Annotated in this window: 27 protein-coding genes and 1 pseudogene; all 28 read right to left on the bottom strand. The window is 42.9% G+C overall.

Going from position 1 to position 24197, the window contains the following annotated elements:
- Positions 1-5: 5 nt before the first annotated feature.
- Positions 6-506, bottom strand: a complete 501-nt coding sequence (locus J9317_RS09570; protein WP_211558129.1) for a chemotaxis protein CheD — start codon at positions 504-506, stop codon at positions 6-8.
- Positions 496-1125, bottom strand: coding sequence for a chemotaxis protein CheC (locus tag J9317_RS09565; protein WP_211558127.1), 630 nt, complete (start codon positions 1123-1125; stop codon positions 496-498). The genes J9317_RS09570 and J9317_RS09565 overlap by 11 nt, the downstream gene beginning before the upstream one ends.
- Before the next feature lie 5 nt (positions 1126-1130).
- Positions 1131-1595: a chemotaxis protein CheW gene (locus J9317_RS09560; RefSeq protein WP_211558125.1), complete on the bottom strand. Its 465-nt coding sequence runs from the start codon at positions 1593-1595 to the stop codon at positions 1131-1133.
- Positions 1596-1614: 19 nt separating this feature from the next.
- Entirely contained in the window at positions 1615-3618 is a 2004-nt protein-coding gene (locus tag J9317_RS09555; protein ID WP_211558123.1) for a chemotaxis protein CheA, read from the bottom strand.
- Positions 3619-3631: 13 nt separating this feature from the next.
- Complete coding sequence (locus J9317_RS09550) at positions 3632-4726, bottom strand: protein-glutamate methylesterase/protein-glutamine glutaminase (RefSeq protein ID WP_347880522.1); 1095 nt, start codon at positions 4724-4726, stop codon at positions 3632-3634.
- Entirely contained in the window at positions 4719-5609 is an 891-nt protein-coding gene (locus J9317_RS09545) for a MinD/ParA family protein (protein ID WP_211558121.1), read from the bottom strand. The genes J9317_RS09550 and J9317_RS09545 overlap by 8 nt, the downstream gene beginning before the upstream one ends.
- On the bottom strand, positions 5593-6708 hold the full coding sequence (gene flhF / locus J9317_RS09540) for a flagellar biosynthesis GTPase FlhF (protein ID WP_211558120.1): 1116 nt from the start codon (positions 6706-6708) through the stop codon (positions 5593-5595). The genes J9317_RS09545 and flhF overlap by 17 nt, the downstream gene beginning before the upstream one ends.
- Positions 6705-8744, bottom strand: coding sequence for a flagellar biosynthesis protein FlhA (gene flhA / locus J9317_RS09535; RefSeq protein WP_211558119.1), 2040 nt, complete (start codon positions 8742-8744; stop codon positions 6705-6707). The genes flhF and flhA overlap by 4 nt, the downstream gene beginning before the upstream one ends.
- A gap of 28 nt (positions 8745-8772) precedes the next feature.
- The gene (flhB, locus tag J9317_RS09530; RefSeq protein WP_211558118.1) at positions 8773-9855 is read right to left on the bottom strand and encodes a flagellar biosynthesis protein FlhB; all 1083 of its coding nucleotides are present in this window, start codon (positions 9853-9855) and stop codon (positions 8773-8775) included.
- Complete coding sequence (gene fliR / locus J9317_RS09525; RefSeq protein WP_211558116.1) at positions 9842-10630, bottom strand: flagellar biosynthetic protein FliR; 789 nt, start codon at positions 10628-10630, stop codon at positions 9842-9844. Before fliR ends, flhB begins: the two co-directional genes overlap by 14 nt.
- Position 10631: 1 nt before the next feature.
- A complete protein-coding gene (fliQ, locus tag J9317_RS09520; RefSeq protein ID WP_211558115.1) occupies positions 10632-10901 on the bottom strand; it encodes a flagellar biosynthesis protein FliQ in 270 nt (89 codons plus the stop codon).
- 12 nt (positions 10902-10913) lie between these two features.
- The gene (fliP, locus tag J9317_RS09515; RefSeq protein WP_211562255.1) at positions 10914-11579 is read right to left on the bottom strand and encodes a flagellar type III secretion system pore protein FliP; all 666 of its coding nucleotides are present in this window, start codon (positions 11577-11579) and stop codon (positions 10914-10916) included.
- Entirely contained in the window at positions 11572-12240 is a 669-nt protein-coding gene (locus tag J9317_RS20600; protein ID WP_211558114.1) for a flagellar biosynthetic protein FliO, read from the bottom strand. The genes fliP and J9317_RS20600 overlap by 8 nt, the downstream gene beginning before the upstream one ends.
- Before the next feature lie 13 nt (positions 12241-12253).
- Positions 12254-12616 carry a response regulator gene (locus tag J9317_RS09505; protein ID WP_035411905.1) on the bottom strand — a complete coding sequence of 121 codons (363 nt, stop codon included), beginning with the start codon at positions 12614-12616 and terminating at the stop codon, positions 12254-12256.
- Between the two features lie 15 nt (positions 12617-12631).
- Entirely contained in the window at positions 12632-13765 is a 1134-nt protein-coding gene (gene fliY / locus J9317_RS09500) for a flagellar motor switch phosphatase FliY (protein WP_211558113.1), read from the bottom strand.
- A pseudogene (gene fliM, locus J9317_RS09495) lies at positions 13755-14753 on the bottom strand (flagellar motor switch protein FliM). The gene fliY and the pseudogene fliM overlap by 11 nt, the downstream one beginning before the upstream one ends.
- Positions 14754-14780: 27 nt before the next feature.
- Entirely contained in the window at positions 14781-15206 is a 426-nt protein-coding gene (gene fliL / locus J9317_RS09490; protein ID WP_211558112.1) for a flagellar basal body-associated protein FliL, read from the bottom strand.
- A complete protein-coding gene (locus tag J9317_RS09485) occupies positions 15199-15420 on the bottom strand; it encodes a flagellar FlbD family protein (RefSeq protein WP_211558111.1) in 222 nt (73 codons plus the stop codon). The genes fliL and J9317_RS09485 overlap by 8 nt, the downstream gene beginning before the upstream one ends.
- A 43-nt stretch (positions 15421-15463) precedes the next feature.
- A complete protein-coding gene (gene flgG / locus J9317_RS09480) occupies positions 15464-16264 on the bottom strand; it encodes a flagellar basal body rod protein FlgG (RefSeq protein WP_211558110.1) in 801 nt (266 codons plus the stop codon).
- Between the two features lie 76 nt (positions 16265-16340).
- Positions 16341-16697, bottom strand: coding sequence for a TIGR02530 family flagellar biosynthesis protein (locus J9317_RS09475; protein WP_211558108.1), 357 nt, complete (start codon positions 16695-16697; stop codon positions 16341-16343).
- A 2-nt stretch (positions 16698-16699) separates the two neighbouring features.
- Positions 16700-17155, bottom strand: a complete 456-nt coding sequence (flgD, locus tag J9317_RS09470) for a flagellar hook assembly protein FlgD (RefSeq protein ID WP_211558106.1) — start codon at positions 17153-17155, stop codon at positions 16700-16702.
- Positions 17156-17170: 15 nt separating this feature from the next.
- On the bottom strand, positions 17171-18412 hold the full coding sequence (locus tag J9317_RS09465; RefSeq protein WP_211558104.1) for a flagellar hook-length control protein FliK: 1242 nt from the start codon (positions 18410-18412) through the stop codon (positions 17171-17173).
- A gap of 3 nt (positions 18413-18415) precedes the next feature.
- Positions 18416-19009: a magnesium transporter MgtE N-terminal domain-containing protein gene (locus J9317_RS09460; RefSeq protein ID WP_211558102.1), complete on the bottom strand. Its 594-nt coding sequence runs from the start codon at positions 19007-19009 to the stop codon at positions 18416-18418.
- 10 nt (positions 19010-19019) lie between these two features.
- Complete coding sequence (gene fliJ, locus J9317_RS09455) at positions 19020-19463, bottom strand: flagellar export protein FliJ (RefSeq protein ID WP_211558100.1); 444 nt, start codon at positions 19461-19463, stop codon at positions 19020-19022.
- The gene (gene fliI / locus J9317_RS09450; protein WP_211558099.1) at positions 19463-20782 is read right to left on the bottom strand and encodes a flagellar protein export ATPase FliI; all 1320 of its coding nucleotides are present in this window, start codon (positions 20780-20782) and stop codon (positions 19463-19465) included. Before fliI ends, fliJ begins: the two co-directional genes overlap by 1 nt.
- Positions 20779-21528, bottom strand: a complete 750-nt coding sequence (fliH, locus tag J9317_RS09445; RefSeq protein ID WP_211558098.1) for a flagellar assembly protein FliH — start codon at positions 21526-21528, stop codon at positions 20779-20781. Before fliH ends, fliI begins: the two co-directional genes overlap by 4 nt.
- Entirely contained in the window at positions 21521-22537 is a 1017-nt protein-coding gene (gene fliG, locus J9317_RS09440; RefSeq protein ID WP_211558097.1) for a flagellar motor switch protein FliG, read from the bottom strand. Before fliG ends, fliH begins: the two co-directional genes overlap by 8 nt.
- A gap of 15 nt (positions 22538-22552) precedes the next feature.
- Entirely contained in the window at positions 22553-24142 is a 1590-nt protein-coding gene (fliF, locus tag J9317_RS09435) for a flagellar basal-body MS-ring/collar protein FliF (RefSeq protein WP_211558096.1), read from the bottom strand.
- Between the last annotated feature and the right edge of the window lie 55 nt (positions 24143-24197).

The raw sequence follows: 24197 nt of genomic DNA, 5'->3' as shown, positions 1-24197 counted from the left end.
CCCGCTTATATAATGGATGTTCCTAAATTTACGGTGCGTATAGTCAGCAAAGAAGTGGCGGGATCAAATTCGATGGTTCTTCCGCTCGAACCGCCTGTCTCTGAGGAGATTAGCGGTATGGAATGGCAAGTCAGAAGCTCTTTAACGGCTTCTATATTTCTTGGACCAATCCGCATCGTTTCATTTTGTGTTTTAAACGCAAACATCTGGGCTCCGCCAGCCATTTTTGCTTTCAGGCGGGAGGCGGGAGAACCCATTTTCTCAAGCTGCTTAAGCAAATCATGGAAAGCGGTATCTGCATACTTATACCGGTTAAACTTTTCGTTCCTGGCTAAATCGGATGTCGGAAGCATAATATGGGCCATTCCCGCATTTTTTCTTTCATGGTCATAAAGCACGAGCCCCACACAGGATCCAAGACCTGATGTACGGAGCTTTTTGGGAGACGCTGCAGCATTCATGTCAGCGATGCCGACTTTTATGATTTCTGCTGTTTCAAGATTCATCGCTTACTCCAAGAGCGCGGTAAAAATGGTCAAATGACTCATAATCCGGAAGAAGAAAAAGGTGTCCTTGAAAAGAATGCCTCTCCTGCCGGTCTTCCTCCCGAATAACAGTCCGAATCAATACAGCAAAGTCAGCCGCCTTCGAAAGTTCAATCAATCCCTCACTTATTACAGCACCGAACATATCAATTGAAAACTCCGGGACCTCAGGTATAAACGAAAGCTTCGTCAAATCAGACAATGAGGTTAAATATGAACCTATTACTATATTGCCAAGTTCTTTTATAGCTGACTTGCCATACTCGCTGTATGGGGGATTACTCAGATTTAGAGATTGATGGCCGGTAATTTCCCGGACAAATTTCTCTGCCTGGGTAACCTCCATAATAAAGTACATTGACCCTGAAATTTCTCCTGCTACTCTAAGAAAAATGCATGCCACTTCCCTTTCAGCACCGCCCATAGCTTCCGTAAGTTCATTAAACGTCACTGCTTTAACATCAGGGACGTCCATGCCGATCTTCCTGCCGAGCATGAGGGATAAGGCAGTGGCAGAGTGAGCCGCACCTATATTCGCCATTTCCTTTAATACATCAAGCTGTTCAAATTTAAGACTCATTCCCATTAAGCTCCACTGGATGCGAGTGATGGTGCTGAATGGAGCACTTCCTCAAGATCGAGCATAATAATCAAACGTTTATCAACCTTGACAACCCCGCTGATATAATCCGTTTTAATGATTCCCGCCACTTCCGGAGAAGGCTCAATCTGCTCAGTTCTAATATCAATGACGTCATTAGCCGAGTCAGCAATAAGACCTGCTTCTGTATCATTAATGGATACAACAATCATGCGAGTTAATTCCGTGGATTCATATGACCCAAGTTCAAATCTTTCTCGCAGGTCGATAACAGGAGTAATAACCCCTCTCAAATTAAGGACTCCCGTAATATAAGAGGCTGTGCCAGGCACTCTGGTGATCGACTGTACTTTTTCAATCGATTTAACAAGCTCTACAGGAATACCGAATTCTTCTTCCCCTAACCGGAAAATAATGATTTTCTTCTCTATTGATTCATTCGTCTGCATGCTGAAACATCCCCCGTCCTTATTTAATAAGTGCATTGCAGTCAACGATTAAAGCCACTTCGCCATCTCCCAGGATGGTTGCCCCTGAAATAGCAAAGACTCCATTCAGATAGTTTCCAAGAGGTTTTAGAACCACTTCAAGCTGGCCGATAAACGAATCAACAACTAGACCCGCGAGTCTTTCGCCTTTTTTCACGACCACCATCGAAAGGAATTCAGAATCCTCCGCTTCTGCATGAGGGACATCAAAAATCTGTTTTAAGAAGACGAGCGGGACAATTTTCCCTCTAAAATCAATGACCTTTTGATTATGGGCATTCATAATATCCTCTTTTCGAATGACAGCTGTTTCAATTACGGATGAGATGGGAATCGCATATTTCTCTTTTTCCAGTTCGACTAGAAGAACTGAAATGATACTCAATGTTAATGGAAGCTGCACGGAGAAAAGCGATCCTTTGCCTTCCTCAGAATCAACTGTTACGGATCCGCCTAAGGCTTCAATTGCGCTTTTAACAACATCAAGCCCTACACCTCTTCCGGAAATATCAGAGATCTGTTCGGCAGTGGAAAAACCGGGAGCAAAAATCAGTTCATTAATTTGGCGCTCGGTCATCTCAAGAGATGATTGTTCAGTCACAATTCCTCTCTCAATAGCTCTCCACAGGACCTTTTCACGGTTGATTCCCGCTCCGTCATCTGAAACTTCGATAAATACGTGATTGCCGCTATGGTATGCTTTCAGCTCAACGCGGCCTGTCTCAGATTTCCCTTTCCCTGCTCTTATTTCAGGCGCTTCAATCCCGTGATCCATTGAATTGCGAATCAAATGGACGAGCGGATCTCCAATTTCATCAATAACGGTGCGGTCCAGTTCCGTTTCGGCACCTGAAATATGAAGGTCGATTTTTTTATTCAAATCTTTAGCCAGCTGCCTGACCATTCTCGGAAAGCGATTAAATACCGTTTCAATCGGGACCATTCTCATATTAAGTATGATGCTTTGCAAATCTCCTGAGATCCTTGTCATTCTCTCAACAGTCTCTTGAAGCTCGGCATTTTTCAAATCCTTTGAAATGGTTTCAAGACGGCCCCTATCTATGACCAGTTCTTCAAATAAATTCATTAAAATATCAAGACGGTCGATGTTGACCCGGATTGTTTTGGAGCTTGTTTTTGCCTTCTGTACGGCTTCAGGCGCAGAAGCAAGCTCTGATGAAGCGGCGGCAGCCTGCTGGAATGCTGCAGCTGTTTCTTCCTGAACTGCCAGCTGCTCTAAGTGGATAGGCAGTGCTGAGACCTTCTCAATCTCTGAAACTTTTAAAATACGGCTTTCCAGCTCTTCTTTGCTCATTTGCGTTAAAATGGCCACAGAAAATTCATATTCAAAGTTTTCTTCTTCCAGCTGGTCGACAGAAGGAACACTTTTGACAATTTCGCCCGCCTGATCCAGGATTTCAAATACCATGAACGCCCTAACAGCTTTAAGAAGGCAGCCTTCCCGAAGCTGGACGGTTAATTCAAACGCATGAAAGCCCTGCTCCTTGGATTGCAAAATAACAGTTTTTTGAAAATCATCATAGGAACCAAGTTTATTCTCCGCCGACACTTGAGGTGAAGGGTCAACAGGCTGAGGAACATCTGAGCCATTTTCAATTGCTTTGAGACGGCTGACAACGTGTTTGACGTCTTTTTTTCCATCGCCGCCATCAGCAATGGAAAGAACCATTTCTTCCAATAAATCAACCGACGCAAAAACCGTATCAAGGAGAACAGGCGTCACTGAATTTTTTCCGTTGCGGATCGCATCAAGCACGTTCTCCATCTGATGAGTCAAATTTGCAAGATCTTCATAGCCCATTGTTGCGCTCATTCCTTTAAGAGTATGAGCTGACCGGAAAATATCGTTAACAATGGACAAATTTTCAGGGCTTTTCTCAAGCTCCAGCAGTTTCTCGTTGCATGCCTGGAGATGTTCCTTGCTTTCTTCAATGAATATTTCTAAATATTGACTCATTTCCATCAAATTTCGCCCCTTACGATTGTATATAGTGCATGATTTTTTCTGCTATATGGTCTACATGATCAATCGAATCTATCAATTCAGCACCAATTGCGCTCTTTGGCATCCCGAAAACAACTGAAGTCTGCTCCGATTCCGCAATGGAATGCGTGTTTCCTTTATCCTTTAATATAGATAGACCCTTTGTGCCATCGCTTCCCATTCCTGTCATGATAACGGCGATGTTTCTATAATGCTCAATTTTGCTTAATGACTCAAAAAGTACATCCACAGATGGGCGGTGGCCGTTCCGGATCGGAGTTTCCTCGACTCTTACATACAAGCTTGTCCCCTTTTGGATAACTGTCAGATGGGACCCTCCGGGAGCTATATAAGCCGTGCCCTTTTCAGCTTTTTCTCCATCTGCAGCTTCTTTCACCTGAATCCTGCTCATTTTATTGAGCCGGTCTGCAAGGGAAGCTGTAAATCCTATAGGCATATGCTGCACAATGAAGATGGGTGCATTCAATTCTGATGGGAGCGCCGGCAGCACCCTCTGAAGGGCTCTTGGTCCTCCGGTTGATGTACCGATGCAAACAACCGGGTCGTAATGTCGAATCCCGCTGTCAAAACTAGGATTTTTTTCCCTTACAGTGGATATTTTACTATATTTTTCAAAGATTTGGGGGATATCTTGATTTTTTTTAGGGTCTAACGGCATAAATATTTTTGCATTCTTGGATTGAAGTACTTTTTCCCTCAGCTCGTCTCTGATTTTATGCAAATCCAGTGAGATTGAACCCGATGGCTTGGCAACAAAATCTACGGCACCGGTCTCTAATGCCCGGATTGTCGACTCCGCGCCTGACTGCGTCGTGGATGAGAGCATAATCACGGGTCTTGGAAATTTATCCATGATTTCTTTTAATGCAGCCATACCGTCCATAACAGGCATTTCTACGTCCATTGTTACGACATCCGGTGAAAGCTTCTCGACCAGATTTAAAGCCTCCCTCCCGTTTTTTGCCGTTCCAATGACTTCAATGCCCTGAAAACCGTGCAGAAAATCTGAAATCATTTTTCTCATAAATGCTGAATCGTCAACAATTAATACCTTCATGTTATCCACCTTTTCCTGCCGTGCTGCTAAAAAGCGTTTTTAAGCGATCCATGAATAAGCTTGGCCGGCTTGTATTTCCAATGAAACCCTCATTCACTGCTAAAAAAGATGCCGCTGCCTGGCGAATGGACCTCGAGTACTTGGCCTTAGGAAAGGACTGTGTAATAGGATTTCGTTTGATTACCGCTTGCATGACAGCAGGATCATCCGGTAAAATTCCAAGAAGCTTTGGCTCCTTTGAAAGAAATTTACTAAGGACTGACGAAATCCGTCCGTATGCATTTGCCCCCTCTTTTTCCGTCTTCGTTTTATTCATCATAATAGACATTCTTGTCTCAGGGCTGCTTAATAAAATGTGCTTTGCAGCAGAATAAGCATCCATTAAAGATGTTGGCTCAGGGGTTACGATTAAGAATACTTCATCGGCCGCAAGCAGAAATTGCAGACTCTCCTTTGTCATTCCCGCCCCCATGTCAAAGAATATAAAATCATACACTTTCGTGAGCTCATCCAATTCAAGAATAAAAGCATCCAGATGAGTGCCTTTTAGCTCAAAGAATTCATTAAATGCCCTTCCTCCGGGAATATAGTCGAAGCCGGAGGGGCTTTTTTCAATAATTTCATTAAAAGAAAGGTTTTTCTTCCAAAAATCCAAAATAGAATGCTCAGGACTTTCACCTAGAAGAATATCTACATTTCCCATTCCAATATCTAAATCAAACAGTAAAACCTTTTGCTCCAATCGAGAGAGCTCCAAGCAAAAATTCACGGTAAAGCTGGATTTGCCTGTACCGCCTTTTCCGCTTGCAATACCAATTGTTTTAGCACGCTTCGGCGTATCTCCTTTGGCTTTGGCTATCATTTGCCTGAGTCTCTCAGCCTGATCGTTCATGCTTGCCCCCCAGAATCATATCAACTAGTAAAGTTTCTTTAGCTGGTAATAGATCATCAGGAACATTCTGGCCGGCCGTGATGCAGGCAATGCCCTTGTTTGATAATTTTGCAGCTTCATATAATGCACCGAATGTATCTGTTTCATCAAGCTTTGTAAAAATCAGCTTATTTATTTGCAGGGGTTCAAATTGCTCGATAATATCTCGCATGTCTTTTTTCTTTGATGTTGCTGATAGCGTTAAAAAGATGTCCATATCCTGATCCATACCAATTAACGAGTGTAAATCTTGAATGTATTGGCCGTTCTTATAATTTCTGCCGGCAGTATCAACAAAAACATGATCCATTTGTTCGAATTTCTTTTTTGCCTCTTCAAAATCTTCCCGGTTATAGCAAACTTCGATTTGGATATCCAGAATTTTCGCATAGGTTTTCAGCTGGTCGATCGCTGAAATACGATACGTATCTGTCGTAATAAACGCAACCGATTTCTGTCTGTTAATTAAGCAATCGGCTGCAAGCTTCGCAATGGTCGTCGTTTTACCGACACCTGTGGGTCCTGCAATCACGATAAACCGGCTTTGATACTCCATTCCGTTAAAAGGCAAATCTCTCAGTCCATTGATCAGAATTTGACCCGCCTCTTTGCGGCATGCCTCTTCATTTTGATGATCCTTTGACTGGAACCAAAATGTTAGAAGCTCCTGGACTGTGTCATCCAGAATCTCAGAGCCGATTTCCTGTTCCTCCAATTCCTTGTAAATAACTTCAATGGGTTCAGGAAGTTTTAATGAGGAGCCTCCTGATGCAATTTTGCGGTACTCCAGCTTCCCATCCCGAAGGTCTTTGCCAAGCAGCTGATCTTTCTCCCCTGGCATTAAAGGGGCAGCATTTTCTTTTTGAACCGGCTTTGTCTGCTCCTCTGTATCAGGATCTGCAGCAGCGAACACTTCAATTTGCTTTTTTGTAAATAAGCCAAGGAACCCGCCTTTTTCTACCGCTTTTGAATGGAGAATCACCGCATCCTGCCCGAGATCTTCCTTCACTCTTTTCATGGCTTCCTGCATCGTGTCTGCTGTATATTTTTTTACCTTCATGCTACGTTCACCACTCCTACGCTCTGGACTTCAACGTTCGATTCGAGTTCATTATAGGAAAGTACAGGTACGGCCGGAAAATACCGTTCCAGCAATTGCTTCACATACATTCTGACGGCCGGTGAGCAAAGCAGCACAGGCGAATGCCCCTCCAAAGAAAGCATTTCAATCTCTTTGGCTACCGACTCGATAATGGATTGGGAAACGGAAGGATCAAGAGATAGATAGTTACCGTGCTCTGTTTGCTGAACACCCTCTGCTACCAGCTTTTCAACTCTGCCGGATAAGGTCACCACTTTCAGCACCTGACCCTCGCCTGCAAATGATTGAGTAATTTGCTTCGCCAGCGCCTGGCGTGCATACTCCGTTAAAATATCACTGTCCGACGTCATTTTCCCATAGTCAGCAAGCGTTTCAAAAATGATCGGCAAATTGCGGATGGACACATTCTCCTTCAAAAGGTTGGATAATACTTTTTGAATATCACCAATTGATAGCGGTGAAGGCGTCACTTCTTCTACTAATATCGGGTACGCTTCTTTTAAATGGTCAATGAGCTGCTTTGTTTCCTGTCTTCCCAATAGCTCAGACGCATGTTTTTTAATGGTTTCTGTAATATGTGTGGAGACGACGGACGGCGGGTCCACGACTGTATATCCATAAAGTTCTGCCTGATCTTTCATCGCTTCAGAGATCCATTTTGCAGGAAGACCGAAGGAAGGCTCAATCGTATCAATTCCTTCTATCGCATCTTCATCCGCCCCTGGAGCCATCGCAAGATAGTGCTCGAGCAGAAGATCTCCTCTGGCTGCTTCGCTTCCTTTGATTTTCAGCCTGTATTCATTTGGCTGCAGCTGGATGTTGTCTCTTATTCTTACAACCGGAATGACTATGCCAAGCTCGATCGCTAGCTGTCTCCTGATCATCACGATTCGATCAAGCAAATCTCCTCCCTGCGAGCTGTCAGCAAGAGGAATCAATCCATATCCAAACTCAAACTCTATTGGATCCATGCTAAGAAGCTGAACGATGCTCTCCGGACTTTTCATTTCTTCTGGATCAGGCTGCAGATCAAGCTCTGATTCAGGTACCTCTTTCAGCTTTTTCTGACTCTGCTGCATAACATAGGCTCCGAGGGCAAGAGCTCCGCCGATCGGAGCAGTCACCAGGAGACCAATTGGAGTAAAAAGACCGAGCATCAGCATGGACCCTGCTGCCACATACATCATTTGCGGATAGGCAAAAAGCTGTTTGCTGATGTCTCCTCCAAGATTTCCTTCAGATGCTGCTCTCGTAACTACGATTCCTGTAGCAGTGGAAATCAGAAGTGCCGGAATTTGGCTGACAATTCCATCCCCTACAGATAGCATCGTAAAATGGCTTGCTGCCTCGGCAAAAGGCATTCCCTGCTGAACAACGCCAACAATCATACCGAAGATCAAGTTAATAATTACAATGATGATTCCCGCAATAGCGTCCCCTTTTACGAACTTGCTCGCTCCATCCATTGCTCCATAAAAGTCCGCTTCATTTCCAACCTTTTCTCTGCGGATTCTCGCTTCCTGCTCAGATATCATCCCTGCATTTAAATCAGCGTCAATACTCATTTGCTTACCAGGCATGGCATCCAGCGTGAAGCGGGCTGCAACTTCGGAAACACGCTCAGAGCCCTTTGTAATAACGACGAATTGGATAATCACCAAGATAATAAACACGACAAACCCTACAAGAACGTTTCCCCCGACTACAAATGTTCCGAAGGTCTCGACTACTTTTCCCCCTTCTCCATTTGAAAGAATTGCTCTCGTCGTGGAAACATTAAGCCCGAGTCTAAAAAGAGTTAAGAGCAAAAGCAAAGAAGGAAATATGGAAAACTCAAGAGGCTCTCTCATATTCATGGTTGTTAGGAGCACCAGCAGTGCCAGAGAGATATTGCAAATAATCAAAAGGCTCAACAGCCATGTTGGAAACGGGATGATCAGCATGGCGACAATGAGCACAACGCTAAAAAGTACGGATAAATCTCTTGTTGACATGTTCCTTCCTCGCTTTCAATCTTACGAATTACATTTTATTTTTAAGCCTGTAAATATAGGCCAGTATTTCTGCAATGGTTTTGAAAAACTCTTCAGGAACTGCTTGTCCGATTTCTACCTGTGCAAATAGAGCTCTTGCCAGAGGCTTGTTTTCAACTGCTGCTATGTCGTGGCTTTTTGCGATTTCTTTAATCTTTTGTGCAACAAGGTCCGCGCCTTTAGCTACCACAAAGGGGGCATCCATCTTTGATTCATCGTATTTCAGCGCAATCGCAAAATGGGTCGGATTCGTAATAATTACATCTGCGTCTGGAACATCCTGCATCATCCTCCGCATGGCCATCTCTCTTTGCTTTTGCTTAATTTTCGATTTAATGAGCGGGTCGCCTTCGGATTTTTTATATTCATCCTTAATGTCCTGTTTTGACATCCGGATATTTTTCTCAAAATCGTATTTCTGATACAAATAATCCAATAAAGAAAGAAATAAAAGAGCTCCTCCCGCCGCCAGGCCCATCTGTACGGTCAAGCCTCCTAGAAATTGAAGAGACTGTTCCACTGTCAAGTATGGCAATCGCAGGATGTCGCCAAGTCTCAGCCATATTACTGCTGCGGTAACTCCTCCTGTAAAAAGGATCTTTAAAATCGATTTAAGAAATTCTACTAAAGCCCTGATTGAGTAGATTCGTTTAAAACCTTTAAGAGGATCTATTTTTTCCAGTTTGGGCTGGATGCTTTCCGTTGAAAAAAGAAACCCGACCTGCATATAGTTGCTGATTATACCTGCAGCAAGGGCGGCTCCCATAACTGGAGCAAGCAAAATGGCCGCTTCCATGGTTACAGATCCCAGCAGATTTTGAACACTTTTCTCAGTAACTTCGAGCATCATATAGTCATTTATGCTGCCGCGTACAAAACCTATGAGACGATCCCGGTAAAATGCTCCGGCTACCATAAGGGTGAAAAATACGGCAAGCAAATTTACCGCCATATTGACATCGGCACTTTTGGCAACCTGTCCTTTTTTCCTTGAATCCTGCCTTTTTTTCGGAGTGGCTTTTTCTGTTTTTTCACCGGAAAAAAATTGGATATCAAGTTTAACTAGCTGCATTTCCCACTCCTCCTAAAAGCCTGATCAGATCCCTCATGGTTTCTGCCATCGTTTCAAAGAGTCCTTCCATCGTAAAAAACAAGGCACCCATAACAATGATCAATAAAATAAATGCGCTCAGCATTTTTACCGGAAGCCCAACGACAAATATATTCATCTGCGGAACCGTTTTTGCTACAATCCCGAGAGCTATATCAATGATGAACAAAGACCCTACAATCGGAAGTGACATCTGGAAAGCAATTAAAAACATAATGGAAAATGATTTTATGATAAATTCAGGAATAGCTTCGCTGTTTAAAGAAAAAGAAACTGTTTCCGGCGGAATGTATTGAAAGCTGTAGAAAACTCCATCCAGAAGCATATGATGAGCATTTAAGCTAAGCATAAGCAGCAAAGCCAATGTATTCAGCAGCTGTGCGACTAAAGGACTCTGCGTTCCTGTTTGCGGATCGATAATATTGGCGATGGCAAACCCGATTTGAAAATCCATAAAACTGCCCGCAATCATGATGCCGGAATATATGAGATAAGCAATAAAGCCAATCATCAACCCGATAAATACTTCTTTCATAAGAAGCTGAAAATAAAACCCGTTAATTTCAAGTTCCTGCGGCTTCAGCGTTTCATACATGATAAGTGCCAGAAAAAATGAAAAACCAGCTTTATGATATGCCGGGATTGTCCGATATGAAAAGAGAGGAAGCGTAATCATAAAAGCGGACATCCTGACAAATAGTAATAGAAAAAAAGGATAATGGCTTAAAAAGGACATATTAGCCTACAAACCGATCCAGATTGCCAAAAATACTGGCTGCATAAGATACCAGTGTCGTCAGCATCCATGGTCCAAAAAAGATCAATCCGACCATCACCGCAACTATTTTAGGAATGAATGCAAGGGTCTGTTCCTGAATTTGAGTAGTCGCCTGAAAAATACTGACCGCAAGACCAATAACCAATGCGACAAGCAGCAGCGGACCGCAAATCAGCAGGGTTGTATAAACCGCTTTTTCAGCAATGGAGATGACCATTTCTGAACTCATTGATATTCCTCCTTAGAAACTTTGAAGCAATGACTTTATCACCAAATACCAGCCATCAACGAGTACAAACAGCAAAATTTTAAATGGCAGGGAAATCATAACCGGAGGGAGCATCATCATCCCCATCGACATCAAAATACTTGCTACGACCATGTCAATGACAAGGAATGGGATGAAGATCATAAAACCGATTTGAAAGGCTGTTTTAATTTCACTAATGGCGTAGGCCGGAACCAGGGCTGTAATGGGGATGTCATCTACTGTTTTAGGTTTTTCGATATTTGCATAATTTAAGAACAATTCCAGGTCTTTTTGTCTTGTATGTTTGCTCATGAATTCCTTAAAGGGTTTTTCTGCTTTCACATACGCTTGTTCAAGCGTGATCTTCTCTTCCAGCAATGGAGTGAGCGCCTGCTCATTTGCCTCAGATAAAACAGGACCCATAATAAAAAAAGTTAAAAACAGGGAAAGTCCAATAAGCACTTGATTTGGAGGCATTTGCTGTGTTGCAAGGGAGGTTCTGACAAAAGACAGGACAATTACAATCCTTGTAAAGCACGTAAACAGGATTAATATGCTTGGCGCCAGAGACAAAACGGTCAGCAATAGCAGCAGCTGAACGGAGGTGCTTACACTTTCGGCTTCCCCTGAACCCAATATCCCCATAAGCTCATTCATTTCTTCCATTCCCTTTCCTGATCCACTCTTGTTCCTTTTGCTTTCTTTCTGATCCAAGCTCTTCAAGCTGCTTTTGAAGGGCTTGCTTAAAGGAGGAACGGTTCTTCCCTTCAGCTTTGACTCCGATCGAGTGAGCTGCCTTAGATAATAAAGTCTTTGCTCCCTGCAAATCCACACCTTTTTCTTCGTACTGACGGACAATCCGTTCCACTTCGTCTTCGTTTTCAATCACTTTAAGAAGCTGAATGGAATCCCCCACCCCAATAAGAAGAATCTCATCTCCAGCCTTTACAAGCTGAATGGAGCGGTTTTGACCAAGAGAAGTCCCTCCAAGAGTCTGAAGATACGTCATCGGTTTTACCAGCTTATTTCTTGATGAAACAATTCGGAAAAGGATATAGATCAGACCGACTACGAAAACTGTTGCAAAAATCATTTTTATGAAGTCCCACCCAGTAACCCCAGGTTTATTTTCTTCCTGGGGAGAGGGGACAGATTTCTCGCTTTTTTTCTCCGGATCAGCAGTTTTCTCCTCTTGCTGAAGGTAATCCTGGACCGTGCCGTCTTTTTCGGCTGCCGCAAAAGTATTACTGTGAAAAGGAGAAAATACAGCGACAAGGAAAATAAGTGCGGCTGTTGTTAATTTAATCTTTTTCTGCACGCTGCACACCGGCTTAGCTAAGTGATTTTTGAATGGCTTCGATTACGCGATCCGCTTGAAAGGGTTTAACGATAAAATCCTTCGCTCCAGCCTGAATGGCGTCGATTACCATAGCCTGCTGCCCCATTGCGGAACACATAATAACTTTGGCGTTCGGGTTTAATTTCTTGATTTCTTTCAAGGCCGTGATGCCGTCCATTTCAGGCATTGTGATATCCATCGTTACTAAATCAGGCTGATGTTCTTTATATTTTTCAACAGCCTGAGCACCATCTGCTGCTTCTCCTACTACATCAAAACCATTTTTAGAAAGAATATCCTTAATCATCATTCTCATAAATGCTGCATCGTCTACGATTAAAATTCTCTTTGCCATGTTCGCCACTCCCGTTTACTTAAGTTTATTTAGTCTGTCTTGCTGGCTGATTATGTCTGTTACTCGAACTCCAAAGTTCTCGTCAATGACAACAACTTCGCCTTTTGCTACTATTTTGCGGTTAATTAGTATGTCTACTGGCTCGCCTGCAAGTTTATCAAGCTCAATGATGGAGCCTGAAGACAGCTCCAGGATTTCTTTAATGGACCGCTTTGTACGTCCAAGCTCAACCGTTACCTGCAGAGGGATGTCCATCAGCAAGTCCAGATTCCTGCGCTCGCCATTAGCAGATTGCACCGGCTCAAAGCTTGCAAATTCTGCAGGCTTTACTTCATATTCAGGCTGAGGCGGATTGTATGCAGGCGCTGCCTGCTGGTTAGTATTATCCTGATAAGCATCTCTGCTGGCAGACTGATGCACAGGCTCTTTTTCTGGAGCCGGCATCTGCACTTTCGGTTCAGGCGGCGCCGGAGGATTCATCAATTCAAAAATAAGGTCTTTTGCAAATTGCAGAGGAAGAACCTGCATAATGCTAGAGTCAATCAAATTGCCAACCTTAAGCCGGAAAGAAACCTTAATGATTAATTCTGAATCAGGAATGGCATCCGTGCCCTCTCCTGCATTGATATTAAGTAATTCCAGTTTAGGAGGACTGATATCCACTTTTTTATTGAAAATCGTAGACATGCTTGTCGCAGCCGAACCCATCATTTGATTCATGGCTTCCTGAACCGCACTGATATGAATATCGCCTAACGAGGGATCTGGATTCGTTCCATCTCCTCCGATCATCAGGTCCGCAATAATCGCCGCATCATTTTGTTCAATTACAAGCAGGTTACTGCCTGAAAACCCTTCAGTATAAGTGACTTCGATCGCCACATATGGCTGGGGAAATTCATGCGGGAGCTTGTTTTTTTCAATAATTGAAACTTCCGGTGTTGTGATTTCTACTTTTTGATTGAGCAGAGTGGATAAAGCGGTAGCCGAGCTCCCAAATGAAATATTTCCAATTTCGCCGAGCGCATCAGCTTCCATGTCATCAAGGTAATCTGAAACTTCATTTACCTTCGTAGCTTCTTCTTCTAATCCGGTACCTTTCAGCAATGCATCGATTTCATCTTGTGATAGCATTTCATTACTCCCCATCTTCGTCACCCCCAAAATAGTGTTCAAGAATCTGTACAGCTAATTTGCGGTTTAATTTTCCAGGCTGTCCTGTATATTTTGGCTTGTCTCCTATTTTAATCAGGAGCGGCTGATCTATGGATTGATCCATTTGAATTATGTCACCCGCTTGCAGCTCCATAAATTCATGAATGGTAATTTCAGAGGAACCTAATTCAGCAGCAACCGTAATATCTGTCAATTCAATCCGGTTCTGCAGAGCTTCTGTTTCTGCAGGGTTTCTTTCTTTCCTGTCAGATTGCATCCAGTAGTGAACGGATAGCTTTGGAATAATCGGTTCAAGCACCACATGCGGTATGCATAGATTGATCATGCCGCTAGTATCTCCTACTTGTGCTGTCAGCGAGATTACAATGACCGTTTCATTTGGCGAAACCATTTGAATAAACTGCGGATTTACTTCAAACTCCTGCATCTCCGGCTCAATTTCAGTAATGGAACTCCATGCCTCCCTGTAATTATCAAGGGATTTCTCGAAAAGATTGGACATAATTCTTGTTTCAATCTCTGTCAATGTATCAATCTTATTGAAACCAGATCCAATTCCGCCCATCACACGATCCATCATTGCGTAGGCGATGTTGGGGTTTACTTCCATGACAATCCGTCCTTCCAGAGGCTGGACTTGAAAAATATTCAAAATCGTCATTTTAGGCATCGAACGTACAAACTCTTCATATGGAACCTGATCAACGGATGCGACAGTAATTTGAATGTACGTTCTCAGCTGTGCAGAGAACTAAGTAGTGAGAAGCCGGGCAAAGTTCTCATGGATCCGGGTAAGGCTTCTGATCTGATCTTTGGAAAAGCGGAGAGCTCTTTTAAAATCATAGGTTTTGATTTTCTTTTCCGCTTCTTCTCTTTTTAGCTCTTCAGCATCCATTTCTCCTGTAGTAATGGCTGATAGAAGTGCATCAATCTCATTTTGGGATAATATTTCACCGGACATGACGTTACCTCCTTAAACAAATATTCATCATTGCAGGATGAAGGAGGTAGTATAGACCTTCTCAACTTTTCCTTCTTGCATCAGTTTGTTAATGCTTCCCATGATCGTTTTCTTTAACGATTCCTTGCCATTCTTCCCTGCTAGCTGTTTAGCGTTCATATTGCTTAATTCTGAGATGATAACATCCTTTACCTGAAACTCTCTTTTTTCAAGCTCTTCCTTTGCTTTCTTGGAATCTGTTTCTAGCTTCAGGGATATCCGGACGATATTCCCGCTCGCTAAATTCGTCGTAAGCTCAGGAACTTCAACAGAAGCTTCTACTATTTCATCAATGGTTGGCGCTCCTGATGTGTCTTTCTCAAAAAAATTGGTCATTACAGCTAATGCCGCAACTCCAATCAGCGTAATAGAGGTAATAATGATAAACATAATGGATAATAGCTTTTTATTCATTTTCCTGCTCCTTTAGCTTGTTCGTCATGGCTAAAAGGCCAATTTCCCGGTAAAAATTCGTCATGAGCTCAATCACTTCTTCTTCTTTTTCCTGCACAATAAATTTCCTGCCATTTGTCAATGTAATAGCAGTATCGGGGAAGGACTCTACTAATTCGATCTGTAAAGCATTTAAGTAGAATGGTTTTCCGGTTAGACGGGTCACTTTAATCATTAAGTTCAGGAACAGCTTAAGAAGCTGTTCCCTGCCCCCATTCTTATCGTTTTAAGTTCATAAGTTCCTGAAGAATTTCATCTGATGTCGTAATGATTTTCGTATTAGACTGAAATCCTCTTTGGGCAACAATCATTTCTGTGAATTCTTCGGAGAGATCTACGTTTGACATTTCAAGAGATCCAGCTTGTACTAAGCCGGTTCCTGATTGACCAGGAGCAGCTAGAACAGCTGTACCTGAATTGGTAGTGCCAATATAAAGGTTTGAACCAGTTTTTTCTAAACCTCCAACATTTGGGAACTTAGCTAACTGAATTGTTCCTGCAGTTTGTATGGCACCAGCTGAATCCACGTATGAAACATTTCCATCTTGTCCAACACTCATGCTTTTGGCAGTAGTAGGAATCGTAATTTTTGCACCGCCCGTACTTTTTAGATATAACCCTTCGGATGTAACGATATCGCCCTGATTATCTAAATAAAAATTACCTGCTCTAGTGTAAAAAGGTGAAGCAAATTTACCGGATTCAGCAACCTGAAAAAATCCATCCCCGGAAATAGCCAAATCTAAATTCCTTCCAGTCGTCTGCAGGCTTCCACCTGTGTGAATGGTATCGATTGAAGCAAGCTGTGATCCAAGCCCTACCTGACTTGGGTTTGTTCCCCCCATTGTCCCTGCTGGTGCACTCGCGCCAGTGATCGACTGGCTGTAAAGATCCTGGAATATCGTTCTGCCCTTTTTAAAACCGTAAGTATTTACATTTGAAATGTTATTCCCAATAACATCAAGCTTTGTCTGAAAGTTTTTCATTCCGCTTATTCCTGAATATAAAGATCTTAGCATTTTCAATTCCCCCATTTTTTTATGGATGACTGCTTCAATCAGTCGGCAGCCAGGCTTCCCTTAACGGGTCCAGCCGTTAATCCAATAAGATTGTTCCGTTAATATTCGTAAAAATCTGAGACGCCGCTTCTTTTCGATTCATGGCAGTAATCAGCGTGGAGTTTTTCACGCTGATGATAAAGGCTCCTTCATTTGAAAGGAAGAGTGCATCCTGTATGCCTTTTTGCTTTGCTTCGGAAAGCCTCTTCTCCATCATCGTCCATTTCTCATCTGAGATGATAATGTTTCTTTCATTCAAACGGGCTTTAGCATGCTTGCTGATGGTCAGCTTTTCCTGAAATAGCGATTGAAACTTGCTGTCGCTTTGGTTTTTATGAAATGGTCTGTATAAAGACAGCGGATGCTGCATGAATTTTTCAATTCTATTTTCCATTTCTATTCGCTGCCTTTTTCAGACACCTTGACGATTTCATCTTTATAAATAATGGTTCCATCCATCAGTTCGAGTGTCACTTCATTGTTTTTTTTGCTAATCGCTTTAACAGTCTGTTTGCCTTCTTTAATCGCTGTATTCCCTGCATCATCTGTTTCTTTGTATGAATAGGTAATTTCCTTCCCGATCAGTGCGCTGTATTGAAGAATGGAACTGCCTGACTGCGCAGTGATGAAATCCTGCATCGTTTTATTCATGTTGGTCATTTGTTCAAGAGATGAAAAGGATGCCATTTGTGAAATGAATTCTTTGTCTTCCATTGGATTTAACGGATCCTGATTTTGAAGCTGGCTCATCAGGATTTTCAGGAAATCATCCTTGCCCAGAACATTTGAAGGGTTTCTGTTTTCTTTTTGGATGCTTGAAAGCATTGAGGATGAATCAATTTTCGTTTCCAATTTTATCACCTGCCCTCATTCATTATTTAATTCTTCATTCAGTGAGTCTTCAAAAGACCGTTCCATTGATTCTTTTCTTTGATTTTCACGATTTGACTGTTCACCGTGTCTGCCGCGCTCCCCCTGTTCCTGTGCAAAATCTCTGCTCGAAGAAGTAAAGGAGTGCAGCACTTCAATTTTTTCCATTTGTATATGCTGAGCAGTAAGGCCTTGTTTTAATTGATGGAGATGGCTTTCAATCACTTCTTTCACCATTAAGCTCCCAGCCGTGAATTTAGCCGTCCACTTGCCGTCAGACTGCATGATTTCGATTCGCAGCTCACCCAAATGTTCAGGATACAATTTAAGAAAAAGCTTCTCGGATCCATTTACCGTGACAAATTTACTTTTTGAAAGAATCTGCTGAATCTGCTGAATCATATCTTCCTGATTAACCCGGCTTCCTGTTGAATCAGTTTTAATAAAGAGCAATAGCTGCTCAGACTTTGGTAAAGGAGATTGGGTGTTGAAATTTAAGGTTTCATTGGATATAGGAATGGTTTTATCAATTGTTGAAGATAATTGAACGCCTGTATTTGCTGCAGTTGATAATTGAACGCTTTTTACTGCTGCAGCTGATAATTGATAGGCTTTACTTATATTTGAAGAAACGATATCAGCTGCAGAAGGCGCAGATTGTTGATGGGTAGGCAATGGTTTTTTCAAAGCGCTCTGCATGAATGCGGCAGCTGTATCAGGACCGTTTTTTTTCTCAGTAAGGCTTGTGAGCAAAGCTTTAAGCCCCGCCGGGAGCTGCCCTTCTTTTTCAAGTGAGGTCAAGACTTCAAACAGTTGTCCCGCTCTGACTGGAGTGAGCCACTCACTGAAATGGTTTTGTCTGTGTATAGCGCCGTTTTGCTGCAGCCGTACAGTGACTTTAAGAGGCGGAGCATTTTCCTGCGTTAAAAGAACAAAGAGTTCTGCAGCAAGCTTTTCCAGCTCATCTAACTTGTCCTCTTCCGGACTTCCTTCTTTCAGTAATGTATGAATGTGCTTTTGAAGCCCGTCCAGCAAAAGCAAAAGATCTTCTTCCGTCACTTGGGGAATCATTTGATTATCGGTGAATTCCGGCAGCTTGGTGCTTTCTGTAATCGCACCTTCCAGTTTGGAATCAGGAAAAGCCCCCATTAACATTTGCTGAAATGAAAGACCGTTTAAGGGTGTGCTTCCGGTCATTGGAGCTGCGGAAGCTGACATTGTGCTAATGGAACGAATCAACAATTATTCACCTCCTTCAGAATCAGCGAGCTTGCCAGTGTATAGTGCGGCGTTCTCTGGGGTCATCTTCTCAAGAATTGATGTAACTTGATCATCTTTCATGGCGCCCAGGATCTTCATTGCATCGTCTTCTCCAAGAAGCGGCAGGATGTCTGCTGCTTTATTTGCTGACATCCCTTCATACAGTTTTGCAATATCCTTTTGTTCTGTTTTCACTGAAGCTGTTTGTTTCAGCTGAGCCTTTAAGTCCTCTACTTCTTTAGAAAGACTTGCAATCTTCTTTTCTTTAAGCAAAACGTCATTTTCCATCGCTTTTATTTCCTGTTTTTGTGTGGTAACGGACGCAGCCAGTTCTTTATTTTCTATCTCAGCTCTTTTCAGTTCATCGTTACCAGGTGCAGATTGGGAAGCCGTCTGCGCTTTTTTATCCTGTGCACTTCCTGTAAGGCCGGATACCCATTCTTTGGCTGTTCCCGCTACATTAACTCCAGCAACAGATAGGATGATTGCTGCTAGTGTTACCGTGAAGACAAGAGGGATGAGGATGACGAAAAGAAACCACTGAAATCTACCATATTCTTTTTTAGTATTTTCCAACTTCTTTCACCTAGATTTCCCGGTACATGAATGATCGAATAGATAAGTCATCCATGCTCCTTGTATCGTTTTGTTTCTCCATTTCTTTGTTCATTTCAATATGGCGTTCTTTCATTTTTTCAAACTTGCGGACTTCTGAGTTGCTTTCCATGAGAACTTCCTGCTTTTCCTGCATTTTGTTCCTGCTGACGATTACCAGTTTTTGATAGTGCTCAATCGCATGGTCCAGGTTGGTTACAAATTGCTGATAATGCCGGATTTCCTGGACAGCCATTCCGCTGGTCAGTTGTTTTTTTGTGTTTTCTTCAAGAACTTCCTTCTTTTTCATGGAGTCATAAAGCTTTTCTGCGGCTGTTTCAAAGTCCTGAACAGAGCGGTTGTATTCCGAAAGCCGCTGCTCTTTTTCGTTTTCCTTCAACTCGAGTATCTTTTGGAAACGAAATGTATATCCCATTAGTTGTTACTCATCTCCATTTTCGTAAATAGTTCATGCACACTTTCGTTTAGTGAAACATTTTCATGAACTTCCTGTTTTAAAAAGGTGAGAATCTCAGGGTACAGACGGATTGCTTCATCAATTTCTGCTGAAGAACCTCTTTTATAGGCACCAATATTTATAAGGTCCTCTGAGTTCAGGTAAGTTGAAAGATATTCCCGGAGCTTACTGGCAGCATGTCTGTGTTCAGACGGTACGAGCTGATTCATAACCCTGCTGATGCTTTTCAGGACGTTTATCGCTGGAAACTGCCCCTTATTTGCAAGCGCCCGGTCAAGCACAAAGTGCCCATCCAAAATTCCCCTCACTGTATCAGCTATAGGTTCATTCATGTCATCCCCATCAACTAAGACGGTGTAAAACGCTGTAATCGACCCGTTTTCATTTGTCCCTGTCCGCTCTAATAGCTTAGGTAAGATGGCGAAAACAGAAGGTGTGTACCCTTTAGTCGTCGGGGGCTCTCCTATAGCCAGTCCGATTTCCCGCTGCGCCATCGCCACCCTTGTGACAGAGTCCATCATGAGCATAACGTCTCTTCCTGTATCGCGAAAGTACTCCGCAATAGCAGTAGCTGTATAGGCAGCTTTCATCCTCATTAAGGCCGGCTGATCAGATGTCGCTACGACGACTATGGATCTTTTTAATCCTTCGGGACCGAGGTCCCTTTCAATAAATTCCCGCACTTCGCGGCCGCGTTCACCAACCAGGGCTATAACGTTCAGGTCTGCTTTCGTATTTCTTGCAATCATTCCCATCAGCGTGCTTTTCCCGACCCCGCTTCCTGCAAAAATTCCAACCCGCTGGCCCTTGCCAACGGTTAGCAGGGAGTCAATGACCTTTACCCCTACCTCCATCGGCTCATGGATCGGAGGTCTTTTCATTGGATTCGGAGGAGATTGATCTGACGGCACATAAGAGAGGCCTTTCGGAAGTGCTGCATCATCCAAAGGCTGCCCTAAGGCATCCAGTACAGATCCGATCAGCGGCATCCCGGCCCTTACCCGCAGAGGTTCTTTTGTTGCCTCTACGATACTGCCTGGTGAAATATCTGATACGGGCGAGAAGGGCATCAGTAAAACATTCTCTTCTTTAAACCCAACCACTTCAGCAGGAATTCGTTTTGTTTTTCCTGCTCCTGTATGGATATAGCATAAGTCGCCGATTGAACTTGCAGGACCTCTTGACTCGATCATTAATCCGACAACTCTTTTGACCTTTCCAAATCGTTTATAGGAATCTAGCATATCCACTACGTTCAGCAAATCAGCCGCCTTCATGATGACTCCGCCTCCCCCAGTCTTTCAAGAAGCTGTTTTTCGAGTTGCTTTAACTGAGTATCCACAGAAGCATCAATTCTGCCGAATGATGTTTCTACAAAACAATCGAAAGGGGATAACCCTTCATCCATGTACAAAAACAATTCCTGTTCATTCGTAAGAAGCTGTTTTAATTCATCCTTCTGTGAGCGTACATACTCATATCGGTCCGGATGGACAAAAATTTTGATTTCATCATAATCCTTAACTTCTTTTAGGAGCTGCTTAACTATTTCGTTCATTTGATCAGGCTTTTCATTTAAGGAGGATGCGATAATTTTTTCTGCCATTTTTACAGCCAGTGCGACAACCGTCTCTTCTGCAGATTCTACTTTTTCAAGATAATCTGCACGAGACAGCTCAACAAGCTGGTTCGCCTGATAAATGGCTTGAGAGAATTGCTGGTACCCATCCTGGCGGCCGTATGTCAGACCTTCCTGGTAGCCAGACTCCCTTGCCTGTTCTTCTAAAGTCATTTTTTCCAGTTCCCAATTTTGCTTCGCCATTTCAATTGACTGAAAAATTGATTCCTCTTCAGCTTTAGCGCTCCTGATTATTTGTTCACTTTCTCTTTTCGCATGTTTAATTTGTTCGGTCTCTTCCATCACTTCCGATGTAAAAAGGGGATCTTCCATTTTCATAATTGGAACGATGGCAGCAGATTTAGTCTGCTGACTTGAAAATCGGGATTTGATAAGCTTAGACAATGATATCGTCTCCTCCGCCTCGGGCAATTACGATTTCACCATTCTCTTCCAGTCTGCGAATGACTCCAACAATTCTCGATTGTGATTCTTCAACGTCCCTCAAACGGACAGGACCCATGTATTCCATCTCTTCCCTGAACGTATCCGCCATTCTGGCAGACATGTTTTTAAACACAATCTCTCTAACTTCTTCACTGGCCACTTTAAGAGACAGCTTCAGATCTTCATTATCAACATCACGTATGACACGCTGTATAGCGCGGTTGTCGAGTGTAACGATATCTTCAAATACAAACATCCGTTTCTTTATTTCTTCCGCCAGTTCAGGATCCTGAATTTCAAGGGCATCCAGAATTGTTCTTTCCGTGCTTCGGTCCACTCCGTTCAGTACCTCTACAACCGCTTCGACTCCGCCAGTCTGGGTGTAGTCCTGAGTAAAGGCAGAAGACAATTTCTTTTCCAGTATTTGTTCCACCTCATAAATGATCTCAGGTGACGTCCGGTCCATTACAGCAATTCTTCTTGCTATATCTGCTTGAACCTCCTGCGGAAGTTCAGATAGAATTTGACCTGCTTGAGTTGGATCGAGATAAGACAGAATCAATGAAATGGTTTGCGGATGTTCATTTTGAATGAAATTCAGGATTTGGGTCGGTTCAGCTTTCCTTGCAAAATCAAATGGCTTCACTTGCAGTGTAGAAGTCAGCCTGCTGATTATTGATGTTGCTCTCTCTCCACCAAGCGCTCTCTCCAGCACTTCCTTCGCATAGGCAATCCCTCCTGAGGAGATAAAATCTTGCGCCATCGCTATTTCATGAAATTCTTCTAAAATATCTTCCTTCTTTATGGAATCAACAGTCCTTACCCCTGAAATTTCAAGAGTAAGCCTTTCAATTTCTTCCTCAGATAAATGTTTATATACAGAAGCTGACACATCCGGTCCAAGTGAGATTAAGAGAATGGCCGCTTTTTGTTTTCCTGATAGTCTTGTTTGATCCCGCCTTGCCACGAAACACATTCCTCCTTAATCTTCTGAGAGCCAGGTTCTGAGAAGCTTCGCAAAATCTTCCGGCTTTTCTTTCGCAAGCTTTTCAAGCTGTTTTCTTCTTACCGTTGCTTCTGACTCTGTTTCTTCATTCACATCAGGCACGTTAATTGGAACCGTGACCAATTCTTCCTCATACTCATCCTCTTCTTTTCTTCTTTTTCTGAAGAGAAGGAAAATAAGCAATAGTATGACAGCCAGGAGCACACCTCCGGCAATATATACCCACATAGGAACAGCGGGTGATGAAGCATCTTCAAGTGCTTTCATCTTTCCGGCAAACGGCTGAACGGATACGACAATCTTGCTTTCAATATCCTGATCTGAAATTGGATCAGCATTTGCATCTTTATTGATGGACGTTCTGACGATCGTAGACAGCATCTGTCTGATATCATCCACTCTTTCCTGCGGAATGGATCCAGGATTTTCAGGATTAGGAGGTTCAACCATTACCTGAATCCCTAAATCTCTTATTTTATAGGGACTTTCAACAATCTGTTTTTTTATCCTGTTAACCTCATTGTTGATTCGTTCCTCTGTCCGCTCGTAATCCCCATTTCCATTTTGATCAGATTGTTCATAATTAGGAACGTCGCCTTCATTCATCCCTGCCGTACCTCCAGCTGCCTGAGCACCATCCCCTGTATAGGCTTCTGAAATACGCTCTGCACTGACCTGGATTCCTGCCATATTCTCTTTATCCACCGGTTCAACCAGATTTTCTTCCCGGTTTTCCTGAGTAAAGTCAAGATCGGTTGTCACGGACACGACTACTTTATCCTGTCCGATCATCGTACCTAGCATTTTTTGCACCTGCTGCTGCAGATCCCGCTCGATTCCCTTCTTGATATCGTGCTGACTTGCATAATTGCTCACAGTCGGATCATTTTCCTTATTTTGGTCAAAATAATTAAAGTTATCATCCATTATAACGATATTATCAGCAGGAAGGTTCGGTACACTTTTGGATATCAGATGGTAAAGAGCGTCCACTCTTGTCTGATCCAATTTGTTTCCGGGCTTCATCGTCACAACTATGGAAGCAGAGGCCTGTTCTGCTTCCTCTCCGACAAAGACCGTATCCTGCGGCAGATTGATCATGACACTCGCGTCTTTGACTCCCTCAATTCCTTTAATGAGGTTCGCAAGCTCTGTTTGTGTTGCCTTCAGTTTCAATACATCGAATTCATTATCTGTCATCCCAAATCCGACATTTTGTCCGAAGAAGGAATAGTCGATGGTACCGCTCTCCGGGAGCCCTTCGGCTGCAAGGTCCACTTTTAGGCTGTTTACCATTTCAGCAGGAACAAGTATTGTCGTTCCGCTGTCTGCAATTTCAGATTGAATTCCTCTTCCGTCAAGCGTTTCTTTAATTTGACCGGATTCTTCAAGAGTCAGTTCTTTATATAAAGGCACTAGATTAGGCCTGGATAAAAAGAAGGCCAGGACGGAAATCAGAATAACCGCCGCAAGGAAACTGCCAATCAGCATTCCTTTTTGACCCTTTGACTTCCCCCTCCAGAACAGGAGGATTTTTTCACCTATTTCTCTAAGCTTTTGATTCATTCTTTCCGTTCCCCCGGTTCTGATGACGACTCATTGGCAAACAGTGAAAGTCATC

It is taken from the genome of Metabacillus flavus, from assembly GCF_018283675.1.
Classification (GTDB): domain Bacteria; phylum Bacillota; class Bacilli; order Bacillales; family Bacillaceae; genus Metabacillus_B; species Metabacillus_B flavus.
This window is presented reverse-complemented; position numbering and strand designations above follow the sequence as displayed.

Excerpts from the sequence above, each read along its gene's own strand:
- fliY (WP_211558113.1), bottom strand. The coding sequence starts at position 13,765 with ATGGGGAGTAATGAAATGCTATCACAAGATGAAATCGATGCATTGCTG.
- J9317_RS09475 (WP_211558108.1), bottom strand. The coding sequence starts at position 16,697 with ATGGAAAATAGAATTGAAAAATTCATGCAGCATCCGCTGTCTTTATAC.
- fliP (WP_211562255.1), bottom strand. The coding sequence starts at position 11,579 with ATGAATGAGCTTATGGGGATATTGGGTTCAGGGGAAGCCGAAAGTGTA.
- J9317_RS09565 (WP_211558127.1), bottom strand. The coding sequence starts at position 1,125 with ATGAGTCTTAAATTTGAACAGCTTGATGTATTAAAGGAAATGGCGAAT.
- flgG (WP_211558110.1), bottom strand. The coding sequence starts at position 16,264 with ATGCTAAGATCTTTATATTCAGGAATAAGCGGAATGAAAAACTTTCAG.
- J9317_RS09485 (WP_211558111.1), bottom strand. The coding sequence starts at position 15,420 with ATGATTAAAGTGACCCGTCTAACCGGAAAACCATTCTACTTAAATGCT.
- fliL (WP_211558112.1), bottom strand. The coding sequence starts at position 15,206 with ATGAATAAAAAGCTATTATCCATTATGTTTATCATTATTACCTCTATT.
- J9317_RS09570 (WP_211558129.1), bottom strand. The coding sequence starts at position 506 with ATGAATCTTGAAACAGCAGAAATCATAAAAGTCGGCATCGCTGACATG.
- J9317_RS09505 (WP_035411905.1), bottom strand. The coding sequence starts at position 12,616 with ATGGCAAAGAGAATTTTAATCGTAGACGATGCAGCATTTATGAGAATG.
- flhF (WP_211558120.1), bottom strand. The coding sequence starts at position 6,708 with ATGAAGGTAAAAAAATATACAGCAGACACGATGCAGGAAGCCATGAAA.
- fliI (WP_211558099.1), bottom strand. The coding sequence starts at position 20,782 with ATGAAGGCGGCTGATTTGCTGAACGTAGTGGATATGCTAGATTCCTAT.
- J9317_RS09560 (WP_211558125.1), bottom strand. The coding sequence starts at position 1,595 with ATGCAGACGAATGAATCAATAGAGAAGAAAATCATTATTTTCCGGTTA.
- fliF (WP_211558096.1), bottom strand. The coding sequence starts at position 24,142 with ATGAATCAAAAGCTTAGAGAAATAGGTGAAAAAATCCTCCTGTTCTGG.
- fliR (WP_211558116.1), bottom strand. The coding sequence starts at position 10,630 with ATGTCCTTTTTAAGCCATTATCCTTTTTTTCTATTACTATTTGTCAGG.
- J9317_RS09545 (WP_211558121.1), bottom strand. The coding sequence starts at position 5,609 with ATGAACGATCAGGCTGAGAGACTCAGGCAAATGATAGCCAAAGCCAAA.
- fliJ (WP_211558100.1), bottom strand. The coding sequence starts at position 19,463 with ATGGGATATACATTTCGTTTCCAAAAGATACTCGAGTTGAAGGAAAAC.
- flhA (WP_211558119.1), bottom strand. The coding sequence starts at position 8,744 with ATGTCAACAAGAGATTTATCCGTACTTTTTAGCGTTGTGCTCATTGTC.
- flhB (WP_211558118.1), bottom strand. The coding sequence starts at position 9,855 with ATGCAGCTAGTTAAACTTGATATCCAATTTTTTTCCGGTGAAAAAACA.
- J9317_RS09555 (WP_211558123.1), bottom strand. The coding sequence starts at position 3,618 with ATGGAAATGAGTCAATATTTAGAAATATTCATTGAAGAAAGCAAGGAA.
- fliQ (WP_211558115.1), bottom strand. The coding sequence starts at position 10,901 with ATGAGTTCAGAAATGGTCATCTCCATTGCTGAAAAAGCGGTTTATACA.